Origin of the sequence: Croceivirga thetidis, from assembly GCF_012272815.1 — a bacterium.
GTDB lineage: Bacteria > Bacteroidota > Bacteroidia > Flavobacteriales > Flavobacteriaceae > Croceivirga > Croceivirga thetidis.
Map to the genome: position 1 here is coordinate 1,595,643 of NZ_JAAWWL010000001.1, position 22,404 is coordinate 1,618,046.

A 22,404-nucleotide genomic window follows, 5' to 3' on the forward strand; every position below is an offset into this window, starting at 1 on the left:
TAATGTAAAATTACAACCTTGAACCTTTTATTTTAGAATTAAGGAATAGATTATGCTGAACGTCCATAACCTTTCTATATCCTTCGGTGGTGAATTCCTATTTGAAGAAATTTCCTTTCGATTAGGAGGAGGTGATAAAGTTGGTCTGGTAGGAAAAAATGGTGCTGGAAAATCAACGATGTTGAAACTGTTATCTGGTGATATACAAGCGGATACCGGCACATTGGCTCTTGAAAAGAACATGAAAATCGGATTCTTGAGGCAAGATATCGACTTCTTTTATGGACGTACAATTCTCGAAGAGGCCTATCAAGCATTTACTGAACTCAAGGACCTTGAATCCCAATTGGAAAAAATAAACCAACAGCTTGCTGAGCGTACTGATTACGAAAGCGAATCTTACACGCAGTTGATGGTTGATTTAAATGAAATCACCCATCGGTATGAAATTTTGGGAGGATACGACTATCAAGGAGAAACTGAAAAAATTCTTCAAGGCCTTGGCTTTGACCGACGAGATTTTAATAAGAAAACCGATACTTTTTCTGGTGGTTGGCGCATGCGAATAGAATTGGCTAAGTTGTTATTGGAGAAAAACGACATTTTGTTGCTTGATGAGCCAACCAACCATTTGGATATTGAATCCATTATTTGGTTAGAAGAGTTTTTAAGGAATTATGCTGGTGCTGTAGTAATCGTCTCCCATGACAAAATGTTCTTGGATAATGTTACCAATAGAACGATAGAAATTTCATTGGGTAGAATTTATGATCACCCAAAGCCATATTCAAAATATCTGGTATATCGCGAAGAGATAAGGGTACAACAATTGAATTCCCAAAAAAATCAGCAAAAACAAATTGAACAGACCGAACGATTAATTGAAAAATTCAGGGCAAAAGCCAGCAAGGCATCAATGGCCCAATCGTTGATTAAAAAATTGGATAAAATCGACCGAATAGCAGTAGATGAGGTTGACAATGCAGTTATGAATGTGCGTTTTCCAGTTTCGGTAGTTCCAGGAAAGGTGGTGCTTGAGCTAGAAAATGTTTCAAAGAGTTATGGCGAAAAGCAGGTTCTAAACGAAATAGACTTGCTCTTGGAACGAGGTACAAAAACTGCCTTTGTAGGCCAAAATGGGCAAGGTAAGACTACACTGGCAAAAATAATGGTTGGTGAGCTTGAACATGCCGGGCAATGCAAACTAGGTCACAATGTACAAGTAGGGTACTTCGCTCAGAACCAAGCTGACTATTTAGATGGAGAAAAAACGATTTTAGATACCATGATTGATGCTGCCAATGAAGCTAACCGAAGTAAGGTCAGGGATATTTTGGGTTCTTTTTTGTTCAGGGGTGAAGATGTTGAGAAGCAGGTTAAGGTGCTTTCGGGAGGGGAACGAAATCGTTTGGCATTGGCAAAAATGTTATTGCAGCCATTTAATGTACTTATGATGGATGAGCCAACCAATCATTTGGATATACAGTCAAAAAATGTACTTAAGGAAGCTTTGAAACATTTTGAAGGAACTTTAGTGCTAGTATCACATGATAGGGATTTCCTTCAAGATTTGACCAATCGAGTTTATGAATTCAGAGAAGGTAAAATAAAGGAATACCTAGGTGATATCAACTTCTTTCTGGAGCAGAAACAAGCTGATGATTTCAGAACTATCGAAAAGCAAAAGAAGGAGCAAAAGCAAGTGGTGGTGGATAGCGAAACCAAAATAGACTATGCAGCGCAGAAGAAAATAAAATCTTTAAAAAATAAATTGGGGAGTGTTGAGAAGAAGATAACTGTATTAGAGAGAGAGATAGCTGAAATGGATCATAACTTGTTAATGAACTATGACGAAACTGTGGCTAACCCTAACTTCTTCGACAGTTACCATGGAAAAAAGAAGACTTTAGAAGATTTGATGCAAGATTGGGAGCAAATTTCATCAGAATTGGAATAAAGTAAGAATTTTCACACATACAACAATTATCACTTCACCACGGCTTTATTTCCATACACAACAATTCTGAAAATTAAGACTGAGCTAATTTTGCCATGTAACTTCATTCTTTTTAATTTGTAAGAGTATTCTTATAAATACTATTATGTTTTCATCATTAAAAACAATAACAACAGTTCTTCTATCAGGGTTTATGATGACCGTTCAAATCATCAATGCCAAATCGATTATCGATGAGGAGCGAGATGCGCTTGTTGACTTTTATGAGAACACAAACGGTGATAATTGGACCAATAGTTGGGATTTAAATAAACCGATTTCCAGTTGGAAAGGAGTTACCATTGTTGACGGTCACGTTGTGAAACTTGATCTTTTCAATAATAATCTCTCAGGGTCCATTCCTGCCAGTATTGGAAAATTATCACAGTTAATGCACCTGAATCTTGCCTTTAATAATATAACAGGGGTAATCCCGACAGATCTGGTGAACTTAGAAAAGTTAAAGGTGCTAAAGTTGGAAATGAACCGACTTAAAGGTTCTTTACCTGAAAACATGGGTAAGCTCAGTCAATTGGAAGAATTCTCCATATTCAATAACCTCATTTCTGGACCTATTCCAGAAAGTTTAGGAAGGATAAGAACCCTCAGGCTTTTAAATCTATCCAGTAATAATTTAAGTGGTATCATTCCTGAGTCTTTTGGCAACCTCAAAAAATTGGAAAGCCTTGGTCTTTTTGACAATGGTCTTGAAGGGGCAATTCCATCTCAAATGGGACAAATGGTACAGTTGAGGGAATTGGTCATGGCCAACAATAGATTAGGCGGTGATGTACCCCAAGAGTTTGCCCAGTTGACAAAACTTGAGGTATTTCAAATACAAAATAACCGTTTTGAAGGGTATACAGGCCTTGAAGCCATGAACAAAAATCAGTTTTTGGTTTTTGATACCGATGATTCAAAATCCAATAGCAGTTTTAAAGAAATTAATCTTCAAAAATTGAACAGTCGTTATGCCGACACCAAATTTGAAGATGTAGACGATAATGAGTAGTTAGTTATACTTTAGTTTGTTTGGTTTGGGGACGCAGGGATGCGTCCCCTTTTTTTGGTTTTGATTGGCCTTCGGTGTTGTTGACCCCTTTCAATTTGATGTTGCCCCGATTTCATTCCACTTTTATGAAATTTTTAACCCCTATCAGCCTGTATTAGAAATAGTTTTGGGGCCTAATAATTTTCCAACCAATCCGTTTCATGGATTCTAGAAAGATAATTTTTGCCGTCCTAGGCCTTTTAATAATTGTTGGTTCCTTTTTCGGGGCAAAAGCCATAGTAGCTAGTAAAAAAGACCAAAGGCCAAAACCCAAGCGTGTTGTTAAAACCGTTTTTGTGGATACTGTTCAAAACGGTACCGTAGATATCATTGTTCCTGCCAACGGTAATTTGGTTGCCAAACGCCGAGTTGAACTCTTTGCTGAGGTTCAAGGTGTTTTCAAGCAGGGTAGTAAACTCTTTAAAACCGGTCAAGAATACCGGAAAGGACAGACGCTTATTAGAATAGATGCATCTGAATACTATGCCAATGTACAATCCGCGAAAAGCAACCTTTACAATCAGGTGACAGCCGTAATGCCAGACTTGCGCTTAGATTATCCAGAGGTATTTCCGAAATGGCAAGCCTATTTAAGTGGTTTTGATTTGGAAAAAACCACCCCGGCTTTACCAAAATTTGATTCTGAAAAAGAAAAATTCTTCATATCAGGTCGTGGAATTTTAACAACCTATTATAACGTCAAAAACCTAGAACAACGCCTCTCAAAATATTCGATAATCGCTCCTTTTAATGGCGTGCTTGCCGATGCTTTGGTTACCGAAGGCACATTGGTTCGAGCTGGTCAAAAATTAGGGGAGTTCATAAATACGGGCACTTATGAACTGGAAGTTTCGGTTACAAAGACTTACGGTGATTACCTAACTGTTGGTAAAGAGGTCAAATTGCATAATCTAGAGAAGACCAAAACCTACAAAGGCAAGGTAACCCGAGTCAATGGCCGGGTCGACCAGGCTACCCAAACCATTACTACCTTTATTGAAGTAGCTGGGGATGACTTGCGTGAAGGACAATATCTTGAAGCGGCCCTTGATGCTAAACAAGAGCAAAATGCCTACGAGATAGACCGATCTCTTTTATTGGAAAACAACCAAATCTATGTTGTTCGAGATTCTGTACTTGATGTTTTGAATGTACGCCCGGTTTATTTTTCAGATAAGACCGTTGTGCTTAAAGATGTACCAAATGACGAAACAGTAATCTCAAAACCAGTTGCTGGGGCCTACCCTGGTATGTTGGTAAAGGTTTATCAAGGCGATTCAAACGAAACAGCAAAATGAGAAAGGTAATATCTTACTTTATAAAATACCATGTTGCTGTTAATGTAATCATTATAGCCTTCATAATATTTGGAATTGTTGGTGCCAAATCTCTAAAATCATCGTTTTTTCCGCTCACTGATTCAAAAAACGTTTCCATAACTATTACCTATCCTGGAGCATCACCCCAAGAAATTGAAGAGGGTGTTGTGCTGAAAATTGAGGACAACCTTAAAGGATTACAAGGGGTGGAACGGGTTACTTCCACGTCGCGTGAAAATAGTGGCAGTATAAATGTTGAAATTGAAAAGGGGCGTGATATAGATTTCATGCTGCTAGAGGTTAAAAATGCGGTAGACCGGGTACCTACCTTTCCTACGGGCATGGAGCCTTTAGTTGTTTCGAAACTTGAGGCGGTCAGACAGACGATAACTTTTGCAATTAGTGGAGAGTCGATTTCGCTAGCTACCTTAAAACAGATAGGTAGGCAAATAGAGAATGATTTGCGGGCCATTCCCGGTATTTCACAAATCGCAATATCTGGATATCCAGAAGAAGAAATTGAAATCGCCGTTAATGAGAATAACCTTTTGGCTTATGGAATTTCGTTTCAAGAGGTATCCAACGCCGTTGCTAACGCCAATATTTTGGTAACTGGTGGGAATATAAAAACGAGTGCGGAGGAGTATTTAATTCGTGCGAACAACCGCTCTTATTACGGTGATGAATTGTCCAATCTCGTGGTCCGTGCCGATGCATCAGGAAGAACCGTAAGGTTGAAAGACGTTGCTGAAATACGTGATCGGTTTTCTGAAACACCAAATGCCTCCTATTACAATGGTGATCTTTCAGTCAATGTGACCATAACCAGCACCAATACCGAAGATTTAATTGGGTCGGCGGAAAATGTAAAAGCGTACATTGAAGAGTTCAACCAGAAAAACAATAACGTTCAATTGAACGTGGTTAGTGATTTATCTACCACACTAACACAACGAACACAGCTCTTAACTGAGAATGCCGTAATGGGAATGATTTTGGTTCTCATCTTTCTCAGTCTCTTTTTGAACACAAGATTGGCATTCTGGGTTGCATTTGGACTTCCCATCGCATTTTTGGGAATGTTTGTTTTTGCCCCAATGTTAAATGTGACCATCAACGTTCTCTCTCTCTTTGGAATGATTATCGTTATAGGGATTTTAGTGGATGATGGTATCGTAATAGCCGAAAACATTTATCAACATTACGAAAAGGGAAAGACACCCATACAAGCTGCGATTGATGGAACTATGGAAGTTATTCCACCAATCGTCTCTGCCATTATCACTACAATTTTAGCGTTTTCAATCTTTTTGTTCCTTGATGGTCGAATTGGCGATTTCTTCGGAGAGGTATCGGTCATCGTGATTTTAACGTTAGTGGTTTCTTTGGTAGAAGCCTTGATTATCCTTCCAGCCCACTTGGCGCATTCAAAAGCGTTACGGGCTCAAAAAGAAGGACCAAAAACCGGATTGGCCCGTGTATTTTCAAAGCTACGGGTCATTAATGAAATGGGTGACAAAGCTATGGGCTGGATGCGTGATAGAATCTATAGCCCGGCTTTGCGGTTTACGATGCGCTATAAAGTTTTGGCATTTTCGTTTTTCATCCTAGCGCTATTTCTAACGTTTGGATCAATCGGAGGTGGTATCATTAGAACTGCGTTCTTTCCTCGAATTGCAAGTGACCGTGTAGCTATAGAATTGCAAATGCCGAACGGTACGAATGAAGCCGTAACAGACTCTATCATTTCATTGATTCAAGACAAAGCCCAAATCGTAAATGAAGAACTGACCGAAAAGTATCTCAAAGGAACTGATAAGGTGCTCTTTGAAAATATGTTGAAAAACGTTGGTCCTGGTTCTTCTTCAGCAGCATTGATCATTAATTTGTTGCCCGGTGAAGAACGGCCAGACGAAATCAGGTCAGATATGGTTACCAATCGTCTTCGCGAATTGGTGGGGCCGGTATTCGGGGTTGAGAGCTTAATTTATGGCTCCGGCGGAAATTTTGGTGGTGACCCTGTCTCTGTATCACTATTAGGCAATAATATTACCGAATTAAAGGCGGCCAAAGATGAGTTGAAAACAAGTTTGGTCAACAATGATTTACTCAAAGATGTTGCGGATAATGACCCAGCGGGTATAAAGGAGATAAAGCTAGAACTAAAGGAAAACGCTTATTTGCTAGGGCTCAATTTGAGAACCGTGATGAATCAGGTTCGATCAGGATTCTTTGGTGTTCAGGCACAACGATTTCAAAGAGGTCAAGATGAAATACGAGTTTGGGTTCGGTATGATCGTCTAAATCGATCATCAATTAATGATTTGGATGAAATGCGAATCGCTACACCTGACGGTTCTAGAGTTCCCCTTAAAGAAATTGCGAGCTATACCATTGAACGTGGTGATGTTGCGATTAACCACTTGGATGGTCAACGGGAAATTCAGATTACAGCAGATTTAAAAGACCCAGATAATACCAGTGCACCAGATATCATGACTTGGATTAGGGAAGATATCATGCCTGAAATCCAATCAAAATATCCAACCATTACGGCATCATATGAAGGTCAGAATAGGGAACGATTGAAATTGATGAACTCTTTGAATTTTGTTGGATTGACCGTGCTGTTTTTGATTTATGTTACCATAGCATTTACCTTCAGGAGCTTTAGCCAACCTTTAATGTTACTGCTTTTGGTTCCATTTAGCTTAACGGCCGTTTCTTGGGGGCATTGGATTCATGGTTTCCCAATAAACATTCTTTCGATGCTTGGCATCATTGCACTTATTGGAATCATGGTGAATGATGGCCTAGTCTTAATCGGAAAATTCAACAGTAACCTTAGAGAGGGTATGAGTTTTGATAATGCCTTGTATGAAGCAGGTCGCTCTAGGTTTAGGGCCATATTCTTGACTTCGGTAACCACCATTGCCGGATTGGCGCCTCTACTATTGGAAAAGAGCCGACAAGCACAATTTTTAAAACCGATGGCTATTTCAATTGCTTATGGTATAGGATTTGCCACCATATTGACACTTTTAATGTTACCATTGTTCCTTTCGTTTAGTAATAAGGCCAAGGTATTCTTTAAGTGGCTTGGCACAGGAGACCCAACGACCAAAGAAGAAGTTGAACGGGCCATAAAAGAGTTACATGAAGAAGAATTCATGGGTGGCCACATGGAATCAAAAAATTTAAACGGCCATTCCAACGGCCAAGAAGTTCAAATAGAATCTGAGAATTTAGAAGACAATCTCGTATGAGAGTATTATTCCTATTCGTTTCCCTAATATTTATTCAAAACCTTATAGCCCAAGATAATCTGCTATCTAAGCAAGAGGCAATAGATAAGGTTCTACAGAATAATTTCGGCGTTAAGATTGCTCAGAATAATGTTGCAATTGCTGAAAACAACAAGAGTTTGTTGAATTCAAACTTCTTACCTTCCATTACCGGTTCTGCTGGTGCTAATTACCAAAGGGATGATTCTACATTTGAGTTTCCTGGGCAATTTCTTTTTGACCAAGAAACAGGTGAAGTATTGCTTGATGATGCTGGAAACCCGGTTCCAAGACCTGATACCAACCTCTACAAAGCAGAAGCACAACGTTACAATGCCCGTGTAACGGTAGATTATTTACTATTTGATGGCTTAGGTAGAATTTTTGATTTGAAACGCCTAAAAGAAGAATACAATTTAAGTGAGCTACAGGCACGTGAAACAGTAGAGACTTCAATAGTGCAATTATTTTCAATTTACTACGAAGTAGCTCGAATTTCTGAAAATATTGATGTTTTGGCAGAAACCTATGCCAATACCCAAGAAAGACTTGATCGCGCTGAATACGCTTTTGAATACGGGCAGAACAACAAGTTAGATGTTTTGAATGCAGAGGTAGATCTGGTAAACGACAGTATAAGTTTGATGACCGAACGCCAATTGATAAAAAATACCCTACGCGATTTAAATGTGGTGATGAATACCGATTTAGAATCAACCTTTAAGGTTGATACTACTGTTGTATTCATAGACCCAATTGACTTGGACACCTTCTTTAAAGATGCTGAAGAAAATAATGTTAGCCTGCTTCAGGCGAAGACCAATATGTCAATTAATGATTACACCCTAAAATCAGCAAAATCAGTATTTCTGCCAACAGTGGGTTTAAGTGGGTTTTATGGCTGGAATTTAAATCAAAATGCCCCAGGGGCATTCTTTCCTGGTGTTAACGTGAACAATACCCGAAATTTTGGTCTTGGAGCGACACTTACTTGGAATATTTTTGATGGTGGTCGTGGAATTACCCAAGTCAAGAATGCAAAAATTTTGTTGGATAGTCAAGACCTGGCGCAACAACAACTCTTGCAGCAAGTACGCCGAGACATCTCAAATGCAAGGGGAAACTATGAAAATAGCCTTAGGGTCTACCGGTTGCAAGAACAAAATGTTATTACAGCTTCGGACAATTTTGAACGTTCAAACGAACGATACAAATTGGGTCAAATTACCTCTGTTGAATTGCGCCAGGCACAGATAAATCTTTTAAATGCCGAGACTAGTAAAAATCAGGCCAAGTATACCGCGAAGTTGGCCGAACTTCAATATTTACAGCAGGTAGGTCAATTACTAAATGTGCCGTTCTAAAAAATGCTAGAGCACTTTTTTCAATGTCCTTATTGTTGGGAAGAAATTTCCATGCTTTTAGATACTTCGGTATCCAGCCAGATTTATGTTGAGGATTGTGAAGTGTGTTGTAATCCGATTGAAGTAAACGCACAATTTTCCAATCAAGAATTAATGGGTTTTGAAGTTGGTGAATTAGGACAGTAAGTTGAATTATTGCATTCGGGTATATTTAAACTTGTTCATTCTCTTTTTCAATCTTACCTAATAGTGCAACTCAAATGCAACTTCGTCCGATTACCTTCCAAAAAACTTAATAAAATTTCCACAAATTCTAATGGTGTCATGCGAGAACAAATTTTATTTTGTGATGTCATGGCCAAGGTTAGAATTTATTAATCAAGAAAATTATGAAGACAAGGATAACCGAGTTATTCGGAATTGAGCATCCAATCATGCAAGGGGGTATGCATTACGTAGGCTTTGCCGAATTAGCAGCTGCAGTTTCAAATGCTGGCGGTTTAGGAACGATAACGGGGTTGACCCAAAAAACTCCCGAAGATTTAGCCAATGAGATTGCAAAATGTCGTACCCTTACAGACAAGCCTTTTGCAGTGAATTTGACCATTCTGCCAATGGTGAATACGCCCGACTATCCGGGTTATGTTAAGGCTATCATCGAAGGGGGTGTACGCATTGTTGAAACTGCAGGTAGAAGCCCAGAGCCATTTATGGCAGCCTTTAAACAATATGGAGTTAAAGTAATACATAAATGTACCAGCGTTAGACATGCGCTTAAAGCACAGAGCTTGGGTTGCGATGCCGTGAGTGTTGACGGTTTTGAATGTGGGGGCCACCCCGGAGAAGATGATATACCCAATTTTATTTTATTGTCACGTGCTGCTGAAGAGCTGGATATTCCCTTCGTAGCTTCTGGTGGAATTGCCACTGGCGCTCAATTGGTCGCTTCTTTAGCGCTAGGTGCCGATGGTATAAATATGGGAACGCGATTTGTGGCTACAAAAGATGCTCCTGTTCATCAGAATGTAAAGGATGAAATCGTCAAAGCTACCGAGCTCGATACACGTTTGGTAATGCGTGGCCTGCGAAATACGGAACGGGTTTTGAACAACAAGGCCGTTGAAGAATTGGTTGCTGTTGAAAAAGAAAAAGGTGATGCGATAACTTTTGAAGATGTAGCCCCTTTTGTAGTCAGTAAATATGCCGACATCATGAAAAATGGAATCATGGATGAAGGTGCGTGGAGCTGCGGAATGGTGGCCGGTCTAATTAATGATATTCCCACTTGTCAAGAACTGATAGATTCAATTATGAGTGAAGCAAACGAAATCATCAACAATAGACTTGTGAATCTAGCTTAGTAAAATTCTACCCTGAAAAACCCATCAAATTAGATGGGTTTTTTCGTTATGGGTCGTAGGTCTCGATGAATTGTCCACTATCTTGTGATTTCAAATACGAAATTTGAAGAAGCTTATATCCATATTGGTATTACTCGTTTTTTTTGGATGTCAAACAAGGAGTAAAAAATCTGTTGAGGCAGCAAATTCAAAACCTAATTTCACTTCGGTTGAAACCATTACAATTAGTGAGTCTGCTATACCCCTGGGTATGGTGTTTGTTCCCAGGGGACAAAATGGGTTTTTTATGGATTCAACTGAAGTTACCAATGCGGAATTCAAGGCATTTGTTGAAAGTACGGATTACATCACCATAGCAGAAAGGCATATTGATTGGGAGGAATTATCAAAACAGCTTCCTACCGGAACACCCAAACTACCCGATTCATTATTGCAGCCTGGTTCTTTGGTCATTAGAAATGATTTGGAACAATTACCAAAAAACAGTTTACATCATTATACCCAATGGTGGCAATGGAAAATAGGGGCTAACTGGAGGCAACCCTATGGCCCAGGTTCTTCAATTGAAGGAAAAGACAATCATCCTGTTGTACATATTGCCCATGAAGATGCGCTTGCCTATTGTAAATGGAAAGGAAACCGATTACCAACCAAAGAGGAGTGGCAATTTGCAGCTAAAGGTGGATCTACCACAAAATATGTGTGGGGTATTGACGAAGATGACCGCATTTCGAATGCGAATACGTGGACGGGTTCTTTTCCATCAGAGAATAATGTTCAAGACGGTTATGAAAAAACTGCTCCGGTAGGGGGTTATCCGCCGAATGATTTTGGACTATATGACATGGCCGGAAATGTCTGGGAATGGACTGCCACACGCGCTATGAAAGAACCCAATTTGGTGCAGTTCGTAATGAAAGGAGGATCCTACCTTTGTTCAAAGAACTACTGTGCCAATTATGCCATCGATTCGCAGATGGAAACTACTTCAGATTCGAGTTATGAACATTTAGGGTTTAGAACGGTTAGGGATACCAAGTAGAATTCCTAACTTAAACAACCAAAACCGAACTAAAAATGAAAAGGTCAATCTTCGGACTTTTTGCGGTGCTATTGATTTTCGGTTGTGCCGAAAATGCTTCAGACCAAAAAGTCGAGAAAAAGCGTCCAAATATTTTATTCATTATGTCTGATGATCATGCATATCAGGCCATTAGCGCATATAATGACGCACTTATCCAAACACCAAATATTGATAGGATTGGACGAGAAGGAATCATTTTCACCAACGCTTCAGTAACAAATTCCATATGCGCCCCCTCAAGGGCCACAATTTTGACAGGTAAGCATACCCACATCAATGGCAAAACTGATAACAGAAGACCTTTTGATACTACCCAGGTTACCTTTCCAGAGTTATTTCAAAAAGCCGGTTATCAAACGGCCATGTTTGGAAAACTGCATTTTGGAAATAACCCGAAGGGTGTTGATGAATTTATGATATTACCTGGTCAGGGTAATTATATCAACCCTGATTTTATAACAACATCCGGTGATACTACCCGTATTCAAGGATATGTCACTGATATCATAACCGATCTGACCTTAAATTGGTTGGAGAAAAAACGAGATACTGCAAAGCCGTTTCTATTGATGTATTTGCACAAAGCACCGCATAGACCATGGTGGCCTACTGTTGAGAAGTTTGAAGAATATCAAACCAAGACTTTTCCAGAACCGGAGACCTTATTTGATGACTACAGCAATAGGGGTACTGCAGCTAAAACTGCTGAGATGAACTTGCTCGCTGATATGATGTATAGTCATGACAGTAAGATTAGACCGGAACTTGTTGAACAGATGAATCCACAACCGTTTGTACCTGAATATCCGAATGGTTTTAAAGGTCCATTTTCAGATCGTGCAAATGAAGCGCAGAAAAAGGCCTATGATAACGTACTTGACAAAATAAATGCTGATTTCAAGGCCAATTGGCCCAATATGACGGACGACGAAAAGATGCGTTGGAAGTACCAGCGTTACATGCAAGATTACCTCGCGTGTATTTCTTCAGTCGATGATAACGTTGGTCGGGTACTATCGTATTTAGAAACGAACGATTTGGAAGAGAATACCCTGGTCGTCTATACTTCTGACCAAGGGTTTTATTTAGGGGAACATGGTTGGTTTGATAAACGCTTTATTTACAACGAATCGTTCAAAACCCCTTTATTGATTCGATGGCCAAATGAGATTAAACCGGGTATCACCAATGATGAAATGGTACAAAACCTTGATTTTGCCCAGACCTTTTTAGAAGCTGCACAGATAGAAGCGCCAGATGACATGCAAGGGGAAAGTTTTATGCCCTTGTTAACCTCAAATGAATCAGAATGGGAAAGGGACGCTGCCTATTATCACTACTACGAATATCCCGCAGTGCATCAAGTAAAAAGGCATTATGGTATTGTTACCAAAAAATATAAACTCGCTCATTTTTATTACGATGTTGATGAATGGGAACTGTATGATCGAATGAAAGATCCTAATGAAATGAACAATGAATATGATAATCCTGAGTATGCTGAAGTGGTGGAAGAACTAAAAGTGAAGCTTGAGGAACTACGTAAGCAATACGGTGATTCTGATGAGTTAAATCAGCATTACATTGATATACATTTACAAAACAGTATTGATTCCCCGCTAAAGGGCAAAAAACAATAAATGGTCGCAATGGGTTTTACCAAATTAAATAGCAGAAGAAAATTACTTGTTCTAATGTTGTTTGCATTTTGCATGACTTCATTTTGTAAGGGTCAAGAAACAACTTTTAATCTGGACAAGGATTTACTATTGGCCCAGTATGACTGTAAGACTGATATTGATGATTTACATAGTGCTGCAGCCTTGGCCACTCTGCTTGCCCATCCAAAATATGCTGATTTAAAATTCCATGCCGTGGTCGGAACTTATGGGTTTCAAGATGGATTGTATGTTCCTCCAAACGATTTAATGACATTGGCGTTTCAAGACAATTGGTCCGATGCGGATACTAAAAGGGAAGTGGCACTAAAATCAGTTTTGGAAAAGGTAAAATCGACCTTGAAAAATGGTGGCTCTATTTGGGTTGCTGAAGGAGGTCAATCTGATTTTACAGCACTTTGGGTAAAACAGTTACTTGAAACCCAACCAGATTTGGCTACAAAAAATAGGATTCATGTGGTTCAGCATAGCGATTGGAATGAAAAAGTGACGCATCCTGTTTTGTTGGATTATGTAAGTACCACAGCGAACTATCATAAAATACCTGATTGCAATGCCACAGGGAATGGAACCCCAGGCTTTCGGTCAGATGTAGTTGTTGATTGGGAAACTTATTTGAAAAAAAATGCAGATTTAAAGGCCATATGGAAATTGGCTATTGATTTAGGGAATAGGTACAACGGAGTTGAAGGTCGCTATTTGAATAAATCGGTTAAAAGCGGCGGACTTGATTTTTCCGATTTTGGTGAGGTCTGTTATGTATTGGGTTTATCAAATTTGACCGACGCCAACGCCTTTTTTGAATTGATGTCCAATTAAAAATCACTCTTCAGGCTCTTTTCCTTTCCAAATAGTGGCAAGGGATGAACCGGTGATATTCATCAAAGGTCCGAATACCGCTGGGGCCAAGCCCATAGTTGCCAATCTACCCATCTCTAGCGCAATGCCCGATGCAAGACCGGCATTTTGCATGCCTACTTCAAAAGCGATGGTTCTTGATGATTTTTCATCCAACCCAACAAGTCTTCCTCCGTAATAGCCTAAAAGGTAGCCGGAAAGATTGTGCGCGATTACTACCACAATTAAAATAAGACCAATAGAAAGCAATGAATCCCTACCAGACGCTGTGATTATTGTTATGATTATCGCGATGCCCGCCATTGAAACCTTGGGCATTGCCTTGTCCAACCATTTGAATTTTCCATGAAAGAAATGATTGAATAGAAGCCCTGCCAGAATAGGTAGAATTACAATTTTGATGATACTCCAAAACATGGCCAAAAAGTCTATGGGTACCAATTCGTTGGCCAATAACTGCATAAAAAAGGGAGTCAATAGCGGTGACAGCAAGGTCGATACTGCGGTCAAGGTCAACGAAAGAGCCAAATTAGCCCCAGAGATGTAGGCCATTACATTAGAGGCCAATCCACCCGGTGAGCAGCCGACAAGTATGATACCCGCAGCAATTTCTGGTGGCAGTCCTGATAGCTTGGCCAAACCAAAACCAATAAATGGCATGACGGTAAATTGGGCCAAAAGCCCAACCAAAACCCCCTTTGGCATCTTGACCACGCCAACAAAATCCTTAATTCCAATTGAGGTCCCCATCCCGAACATAATGACTATCAGCAGGGGAACAATCAATCGATTCAATTTAAAGGAACCTATTTCAAGAAAAAACTGAGGATAAAATAAAGAAGCCGTGACAGCGGCGAAAATGAATATTGTAAAGGAGAAGCCTTGTAAGTGCTTGGAGGAACTAAACACCAGGGCCAGTGAAATCAAAAATAATATAACCGAAGGCGCAAGAAGTTCAATGTTCCCAAGAATCCAAAACAGTAGCGCTCCAAGTCCAAAAATTAGACTGGAAATAGAGGCTAGTTTACCGAGTTTTTGCATGTTAAAAAGTGTAGATGACAAAGTACATAATTTTAGTGCTCACCTGATTTTAGCATAATATTCCGGAACTTGATTTTGCCATTTCCCATGGCCTGTAATGCAATATAACCTTCCGGTGGATGTAAAAAAGTGGAATCAGCAGTTTTGATGGTGTTCACCCAAACTTGAATTCGATTTTCCATAGCCAATATTTTATATGAATTCCATTTGTTCAATGTTTCGACATGGGCTTTTGGTATTCCTTTCGATACAATTGCCCCTGTGCGGTAATCTTGGTTGGGATGTAGGTCCCAGATATTTAGTTCATGGCAATTACTGGCGCTTAACTCTTTTTTCATACACCGAATGAACACCCCAGAATTAATTGTACTATCAGGATAAAACTCCAATTCCAAAGCAAAGTCTTTGTACGAATCTTTGGTCATTACAAAACCAGCCCCTTCTTCAATAGCCCCAATCAAATTACCATTGGAAAATCGCCAATCAGCAGCTCCAAAAATTTCCCAATCGTCGGAGTTTTCTTGGAATAATATTGTTGTGGTATTGCAAGCCGAATTAAGGAACAACACTAGTAAACTTGGCAGGATGTATTTCAATGCTCGTTTCATGTAAAACTTGAAAACTCATGAAAAATACAAATTAGAAAGAAGAACCAAGTAATTCCTTCATTAAGGCCCTAATGTTCTTCCTTTTGTAAATCAATTGAACTGCAGTAGTGTATTCAGAAACAAAGCGTTGACTGTCAGTAAGTTTTCCAAAAATATCTTGTAGATTTAAAAAGGCAGTCCAGTTTGCTTCGGTGCGATTGGCGGCTTTTTGTAACTGTTCTTTTTGCGAATCAATAATCTCTAATGATAAACCATTTTCATTCTTACCCATATCACTATAATAGCACCAGGCGGCTAAAATGAAAGTTGCACATTTTATTTGCCCACGAGTTTTTAGGTTTTCTTCTATAGTAGGAATCAAAAATTTTGGCAATTTGGCTGAACTTTCAGAACATATACGACTCACACCATCTTTTATATTCGGATTTGAAAATCGCTCTGTTAAGGTGTCTTTGTACTTTTCAATATCGATTCCTTCAATTTCGCCAAGAATCGGAGTAACTTCCTCATCCATGAAATGACGCATAAATACCGCAAAGACTTTATCATTAATACAATCATTAATAGTTAGATGACCATGAATTGCCCCAGGAATTCCCAAGACTGAATGTCCTGCATTCAGAAGTCGAATTTTCATCTTTTCATAAGGGGTAACATCACTTACGAATTGGACCCCTACTTTTTCAAGGGGAGGCCTTCCATTAGAAAAATTATCCTCTACAACCCATTGTATAAAAGGTTCGCAAACCACTGGCCATTGATCTTCCAAATTATGTACATCCTTTAAATCTGAGATGACTTCTTGGGTTGTAACCGGGGTTATTCTATCCACCATGGAATTTGGGAAGGCAACTTCCTTTTCAATCCAATCGGCGAGCTCTGAATCTTGTTTTTTGGCAAAAGCCAATAGCATTTTTCTTGCTATGGTACCGTTATGCTGAATGTTGTCGCAAGACATTATTGTGAAAGGCGGTAATGAGTTGGAGCGTCTTTTTCGTAAGGCTGAAGTTAAATAGCCGTATACGGTTTTGGGTTCTTCAGGATGTGCCAATTCATGCCTCACATCAGGGTTTTCGAAATTAAATTCACCCGTTGTGGCATTAAAATTATAGCCTCCTTCGGTAATGGTCAAGGACACTATTTTTGTGTTTGGGTGGGCCATTTTTTCAATCACTTCTTGAGGCGTGTCCACAGCCAATAGGTATTCCGAAATGGAGCCTATTATTTCATTTTCAGTTGTTCCATTGGGATGCTGAGTAATCAGCGTGTATAGACCATCTTGACGATTTAATACATTGAACATATTTCGGTCTGCCTCTCTAAGGCCAACTCCGCAAATACCCCAGTCAGACTCCGTATTTTCTTGTATTAGTCGATGAAGGTAAAAAGCTTGGTGAGAACGGTGAAAGCCACCTACACCGATATGAACAATACCTGTTTTAAGGGTTGACCTTTTATATTTCGGAATAGGAAGCGAAGCACCTATTGCACTTAAATTTTTTTCGTTTAAAATCATATGGTCTTTTTCCCCCTTTGCATGACCCAATAGGCAGTTATAAAATAAGTTATAGTACCTATAAAACCGTAAAAATAGAATGTATCTCGATTGGTGTTGTAGGTCTCTTTATCAACGCTTCCCATAAGCACATTGATAGCTAAAAGCAAGGTGATGCCAAGTGCTACATAAGAAACCAATTTCAAGAGTTTTGAGAAAATAGAAGTATCCTTTTGTAATTGTGGTTCTAACTTGGCCTGTTCCTCTTGAAACGCTGTAACAGCAACATTAAATTCGTTTTCTTTGGCTTCCGCCTCCGGATACGTCTTTTTAGCACCATACTTTCCTGCTAAAACCGTGTAGACTATAATGGTGAATATCCAAGTAGGTATGAATAGATAGTAAAAGGACATTACATTCAAGGCATTCAGGCCAAATCCAAATAATAGTCCCAATATCCAAGAAGCAATGGCAGGCAGGCTATGAACATAATCTTGATATTTGGACCAATAACGAGTATAGCCTATTCTGGGAAATATTTGGTGTTCTGCAAAAACTATGGCGCCCACTGGAGCAACCAATAGGCCCGCATAGGTCAATAGGGGTAAAATCTGCGAAAACACAAAAGGAAAGCATGCAATTAGCACCATGGCCAAACCTACTACCAAGGTTGTATTTCGACGTGAATATTTTGAAAATATGGCTTGCGCCGCCAACCCTGCTCGGTATAGATTAGTGATAGCAGTCGTCCAACCCGCCACGATAACAATGACAAAACCAGACCAGCCCAAAGCGTAATAGGCGACATCACCTGGATCAAGTTCAACAATTGTTTTTCCTAGAATTACGGCCGCACCGGCACCCATTATTCCTGCGGCAATCCAGGCGATATAATGCCCAAAGAGCATACCGGTGCTGGTTGCCAAACCATAGGTCTTTTTCTTGGCATAGCGCAAAAGGGCCATGTCAATTAATCCAAAATGGGTTATCGTGTTAGCGGCCCAAGCAAAACCAATAACTTCCAGTAATCCTATACCTGGCTCACCATTACTGTTGACTCCAGTCCAAATCGATTGGCTTCCAATATGGACAAATTCAGACCAGCTTTGAGGAAGAACTTTACCCACCACCTCAAGAGACAAGGCAGGTAATAATACCAAGGCTCCACTTAAAAACATGACAAAGAGCCAAGGTGCACAGATTCCAGAAAAATCGGAAACAGCTTTAAAACCATAAATAGCCACAAAAACCACAAATAAGCCAACAAGTATAACAATAAGTACGAACCAAAAATTTGTTGGATACCAATCAAGTTGGGCGGGAATATTAAAGGCAAATCTTACCGCCGTCGCAGACACCGTTACCATGGCAGCTGAAATGACTGTAAAAATCAGAACATTTGCCCAATCATAAAGTTTTGACATGTTGGCACCTGCAATTTTTTTGAGATAGGTATAAAGACTTAATCTCGTTTCAACAGCAATGGGAGTTGTAATCAAGGTCCAACTAAGTATGGCCAGAACATTACCAATGAGCAAACCTATTATAATGTCCATGGTTTTTGCACCCAAGGCCACAAATGTTGCTCCAATTACAAATTCAGTTGCTGCTACATGTTCTGCAGCGTACAAACCTGCAAAATGTGTCCAGTCATGAAGTTTGTGTTTTGCAACGGGGAGCTGTTCTTCTTGAAGATTTTTAATTTGAGAAAAATCGTCAGTTTTCTTATTGGTCATTTATTTGTGGTTAATCTGTTGAAGATAGTAGTGTTTGACCAAACTTAATCATTCTAAAAAAGATTACTGACTTAGTTTTGGGGTCTTTGCCATTCTTGAAATTCATCAAGAACAGCCGGATTGGTTGGCGGATACAGGCCTTTTATTGAGCTACCACCGTTCACTTTTTCCAATACAAATTCTTCAAAAAGTGTCATTTGTTTACATTCATTAGCGACCTCTTCTGCCATGTGCTGAGGAATGACCATTACCCCATCATCATCACCAACAATAACATCGCCAGGAAAAACGGCAACATCCCCACAAGCAATTGGTTCATTTACTGCAATAGCTTGGTGGAGGGTCAAGTTTGTTGGCGCCGAAGGTTTTTGATGAAACGACGGAAAATCAAGTTCAGCGATTTCAGCCGAATCACGAAAACCACCATCGGTGACCATTCCGGCCACACCACGTTTCATTAGTCTTGTGGCCAGAATTGAACCGGCAGAAGCTGCTCTCGCATCTTTACGGCTATCAATGACCAATACATAATTTTCAGGGCATTCTTCCACCGCGACACGTTGTAAATGTTTCGGGTCTTTAAAGACTTCTATGGTATTCAGATCTTCACGTGCCGGTATATATCTCAAGGTATATGCCTGCCCGACCATGGTCAATTGCTTCTTTCGTAATGGTTGTACACCTTGTATAAATTGGTTTCTTAATCCTTTTTTAAAAAGACAGGTTGCAATTGTAGCTGTACTTACACCTTTAAGTTGCTGTATTGTGAAATTGATTTTTTCCATCCGATTTAAGCTGCCAAAGATTACTATTTCAGAATTTATTTGTTAAAAATTTGTCAAGTATTCAAATATACATATATTTGGTTAACCAAACTGGTAAACCAATTTAAATGAACAAAATACTCTTTTCATTATTTTCTAGCCTTTTATTGGTTGCAGCATGTAAAAATCAAAGCAAAGACATCACCCAAACCGCAACACTTCCGAAGGCGCAAGAGGTCTTGCCTATATTTCAACATTGGAACTTAATTTTAGGTGACGGTTCAAACGTGGGGCAGGCAGTGAATTTTGAAGATGAAGACTTCTTTTACACCGCAAAAGACAATACTAGTGAATGGGTCGTATTCAAGTCTCCTAATGCAGGCAACACCCACGGTACTTCCAATAACACAAGAACCGAATTGGCCCAATTAAAAAAGTGGTCACCGATGACAAATGCTAAAATGAGTGCAAAGCTCAAGGTGATGAATGTTTCAACCACAGGAGACCCAAGCGTTGCCTCAACTTATTCGGTTGTTGTCGGACAGATTCATAGTGCTGATGGTCATGAAAATGAGCCACTAAAAATATTTTACAAGAAATTTCCGGGTCATGAGAAGGGATCGGTTTTTTGGAATTATGAAATCAATACCGCTGGCGACGATAATTCAAAACGATGGGATTACTCTTACCCTATTTGGGGTTATGACTTTTCCGTCGTTGCCACCAATGAAGGTGCAATGCCACCAGAGCCTAAAGACGGTATCGCTTTAGGTGAGGAGTTCGGTTATACGGTGCTCATCGAAGATGGATTGATGCACTTGACTTTTGAAAGTGAGGGCAACGAAACAAAAACTTTTACCAAAAACCTTATTACTTCTGAATATGCCACAACAGAAAATATTCCGGAGCAGGTAAAAATGCTTTTTGTTCCTATTGGCCAAGATGGTTTGGAACGTGAAAATGCCTATGCTGACGAGGGGTTATTCTTTAAACTGGGCTGTTACAATCAGACCAATGGTAAAGACCCTAAGGTAAATCAAGTTTGGTGTTCAGGAGCGGAGACCTTTGGTGGAGACTTGAAAAAACAATACGAGACCGGCAACTATGCCGAGGTTTGGTTTAAATCGGCAAGTATCGAAATTTCTGATGAGGCCTATTCAAATGCCGGTTACTTCGAAGCGAACGACGGTCTCAGTCAAAAAACGGTTGTTCCCCATGAGGTTATACCATTTATGGATAAGTTCAAAATATTAATGGGAGATGGCACTAGAGAAGATGACCTTACCCAATTTGAGGACAAGAACTTTTTCTATACCGTAATTGATGGTACACGAAGATGGGTGGTCTATAAAACCCCAAATTCAGGTGTTACCTCGCCAAACTCGAGCAATACCAGAACCGAACTGCATGAAAAAAGGGAATGGATTCCCGAAGAAGGAGGTAAACTTTCAGGTACTTGCAAAGTGATGCAAGTATCAGTTTCAGGAGATGCCAGTGTAGCGGCCTCATATTCGGTAGTTGTCGGACAGATTCACAGTGGGGAAGGCCATGAAAACGAACCCTTGAAGATATTTTATAAAAAGTTCCCGGGACACAAAAAAGGATCGGTATTTTGGAATTATGAAATCAATACCGCTGGTGATGACAACTCAGGCCGATGGGATTTTTCTACAGCAGTGTGGGGACATGATATGTCGGTCATTGGGCAAAGCAAAGAAGATTTTCCTCCAGAACCTGAGGACGGAATTGAACTGGGCGAAGAGTTCAGTTATGAAGTAAATGTTTATAAAGGTATAATGTATTTGACTTTTAAAAGTAAAGGTCATGATACAAAGACATTTACAAAGAACCTGATCCAGTCTGAATATGTGAATAAATCAGATATACCAGCTCAGGTGCAACAACTTTTTGTTTCGATTGGACAAGATGGTACAGAGCGACCTTCCGCTTATAGTGGAGAGCTCGGATATTTTAAACAAGGAGCCTACAATCAAACAAATGGTAAAAGTCCTGAAACGAATAAGGTCTGGTGTGCAGGTGCTGAGACCTATGGCGGTGACATTACAAAACAGTATGAAAATGGCTGCTATGCTGAAGTTTGGTTTAGAGAAGCTACCGTAGGTCCTGGTGAGCCGGTAGACTAGCAACTGTTCCATAAATCTTGAGACAGATTAGAAAATACACGGTTACATAATTGAAGAAAACTTATGAAGAGATTTAGCGATAAATATATTACGACCAAAGAAATAGAATGGGAAGAGCTTGGTGGTGGAGTATCAAGAAAATTTTTAGGCTACGACAATCAAATAATGATGGTCAAGGTAAAATTTGAAAAAGGAGCTTTAGGTGCTCCTCACCAACATTTTCATACACAGGCGACCTATTGTGTTTCCGGTAAATTTGAATTTGAAATTGCTGGGGAAAAGAAGATCGTTGAGGCCGGTGATGGAGTTTATATAGAACCTAATTTATTGCACAGCGCAGTGTGTTTGGAAGAAGGCATGCTAATAGACACTTTTAGCCCCGTAAGGGAGGATTTTCTCAGCGGCGATGGGGTTTCATATTTTGGAGAGAAAAAGTGACAAATTATTACAATACATAATCAAAATTGTAAATGAACAAAGTATTTAAAGCGAATACTGTTAAGAATTCACGATTTTCTGTTAAACAGAATGATAAATTCCTAATATTTTAACATTTAAATCAAAAAATCGTTTTTCATTAACAATTAGATAACATATATTTGGTCAACCAAATTGGTTTA

General features: G+C 39.5%; 17 protein-coding genes. 12 read left to right on the forward strand and 5 right to left on the reverse strand.

The window, feature by feature from the left end; all coding sequences use genetic code 11:
- Positions 1-52 precede the first annotated feature (52 nt).
- The 10 genes from HCU67_RS07190 to HCU67_RS07235 all read left to right on the forward strand — a co-directional run bounded on the left by HCU67_RS07190 (position 53) and on the right by HCU67_RS07235 (position 13,957).
- Complete coding sequence (locus HCU67_RS07190) at positions 53-1,957, forward strand: ABC-F family ATP-binding cassette domain-containing protein (protein ID WP_168551880.1); 1,905 nt, start codon at positions 53-55, stop codon at positions 1,955-1,957.
- A 145-nt stretch (positions 1,958-2,102) separates the two neighbouring features.
- A complete protein-coding gene (locus tag HCU67_RS07195; protein ID WP_168551881.1) occupies positions 2,103-3,008 on the forward strand; it encodes a leucine-rich repeat domain-containing protein in 906 nt (301 codons plus the stop codon).
- Between the two features lie 200 nt (positions 3,009-3,208).
- A complete protein-coding gene (locus HCU67_RS07200) occupies positions 3,209-4,345 on the forward strand; it encodes an efflux RND transporter periplasmic adaptor subunit (RefSeq protein WP_168551882.1) in 1,137 nt (378 codons plus the stop codon).
- Entirely contained in the window at positions 4,342-7,632 is a 3,291-nt protein-coding gene (locus HCU67_RS07205; RefSeq protein ID WP_168551883.1) for an efflux RND transporter permease subunit, read from the forward strand. The genes HCU67_RS07200 and HCU67_RS07205 overlap by 4 nt, the downstream gene beginning before the upstream one ends.
- Positions 7,629-9,014: a TolC family protein gene (locus HCU67_RS07210; protein WP_168551884.1), complete on the forward strand. Its 1,386-nt coding sequence runs from the start codon at positions 7,629-7,631 to the stop codon at positions 9,012-9,014. The genes HCU67_RS07205 and HCU67_RS07210 overlap by 4 nt, the downstream gene beginning before the upstream one ends.
- Before the next feature lie 3 nt (positions 9,015-9,017).
- Positions 9,018-9,200, forward strand: a complete 183-nt coding sequence (locus HCU67_RS07215) for a CPXCG motif-containing cysteine-rich protein (protein WP_168551885.1) — start codon at positions 9,018-9,020, stop codon at positions 9,198-9,200.
- Positions 9,201-9,403: 203 nt separating this feature from the next.
- A complete protein-coding gene (locus HCU67_RS07220) occupies positions 9,404-10,375 on the forward strand; it encodes an NAD(P)H-dependent flavin oxidoreductase (protein WP_168551886.1) in 972 nt (323 codons plus the stop codon).
- A 103-nt stretch (positions 10,376-10,478) separates the two neighbouring features.
- Positions 10,479-11,417, forward strand: coding sequence for an SUMF1/EgtB/PvdO family nonheme iron enzyme (locus HCU67_RS07225; protein WP_210423644.1), 939 nt, complete (start codon positions 10,479-10,481; stop codon positions 11,415-11,417).
- Between the two features lie 35 nt (positions 11,418-11,452).
- Positions 11,453-13,099 carry a sulfatase family protein gene (locus HCU67_RS07230; RefSeq protein WP_168551887.1) on the forward strand — a complete coding sequence of 549 codons (1,647 nt, stop codon included), beginning with the start codon at positions 11,453-11,455 and terminating at the stop codon, positions 13,097-13,099.
- A 9-nt stretch (positions 13,100-13,108) separates the two neighbouring features.
- Positions 13,109-13,957 (forward strand): hypothetical protein, encoded by an 849-nt coding sequence (locus tag HCU67_RS07235; protein ID WP_168551888.1) that lies wholly within the window; start codon positions 13,109-13,111, stop codon positions 13,955-13,957.
- A gap of 3 nt (positions 13,958-13,960) precedes the next feature.
- Here the strand turns inward: HCU67_RS07235 and HCU67_RS07240 are convergent, their stop codons facing one another.
- The 5 genes from HCU67_RS07240 to HCU67_RS07260 form a co-directional block, all read right to left on the reverse strand.
- Positions 13,961-15,058, reverse strand: coding sequence for a bile acid:sodium symporter family protein (locus tag HCU67_RS07240; protein ID WP_246865715.1), 1,098 nt, complete (start codon positions 15,056-15,058; stop codon positions 13,961-13,963).
- Between the two features lie 11 nt (positions 15,059-15,069).
- Complete coding sequence (locus HCU67_RS07245) at positions 15,070-15,645, reverse strand: 3-keto-disaccharide hydrolase (protein WP_168551889.1); 576 nt, start codon at positions 15,643-15,645, stop codon at positions 15,070-15,072.
- Between the two features lie 31 nt (positions 15,646-15,676).
- Entirely contained in the window at positions 15,677-17,161 is a 1,485-nt protein-coding gene (locus HCU67_RS07250; RefSeq protein WP_168551890.1) for a mannitol dehydrogenase family protein, read from the reverse strand.
- Entirely contained in the window at positions 17,158-18,876 is a 1,719-nt protein-coding gene (locus tag HCU67_RS07255; protein WP_168551891.1) for a purine-cytosine permease family protein, read from the reverse strand. The genes HCU67_RS07250 and HCU67_RS07255 overlap by 4 nt, the downstream gene beginning before the upstream one ends.
- A gap of 71 nt (positions 18,877-18,947) precedes the next feature.
- A complete protein-coding gene (locus HCU67_RS07260; protein WP_168551892.1) occupies positions 18,948-19,661 on the reverse strand; it encodes a ribonuclease activity regulator RraA in 714 nt (237 codons plus the stop codon).
- Positions 19,662-19,768: 107 nt separating this feature from the next.
- Between HCU67_RS07260 and HCU67_RS07265 the strand changes: the two genes are divergently transcribed.
- Positions 19,769-21,784: a polysaccharide lyase family 7 protein gene (locus HCU67_RS07265; RefSeq protein ID WP_168551893.1), complete on the forward strand. Its 2,016-nt coding sequence runs from the start codon at positions 19,769-19,771 to the stop codon at positions 21,782-21,784.
- Between the two features lie 63 nt (positions 21,785-21,847).
- A complete protein-coding gene (locus HCU67_RS07270) occupies positions 21,848-22,222 on the forward strand; it encodes a cupin domain-containing protein (RefSeq protein ID WP_168551894.1) in 375 nt (124 codons plus the stop codon).
- Positions 22,223-22,404 lie beyond the last annotated feature (182 nt).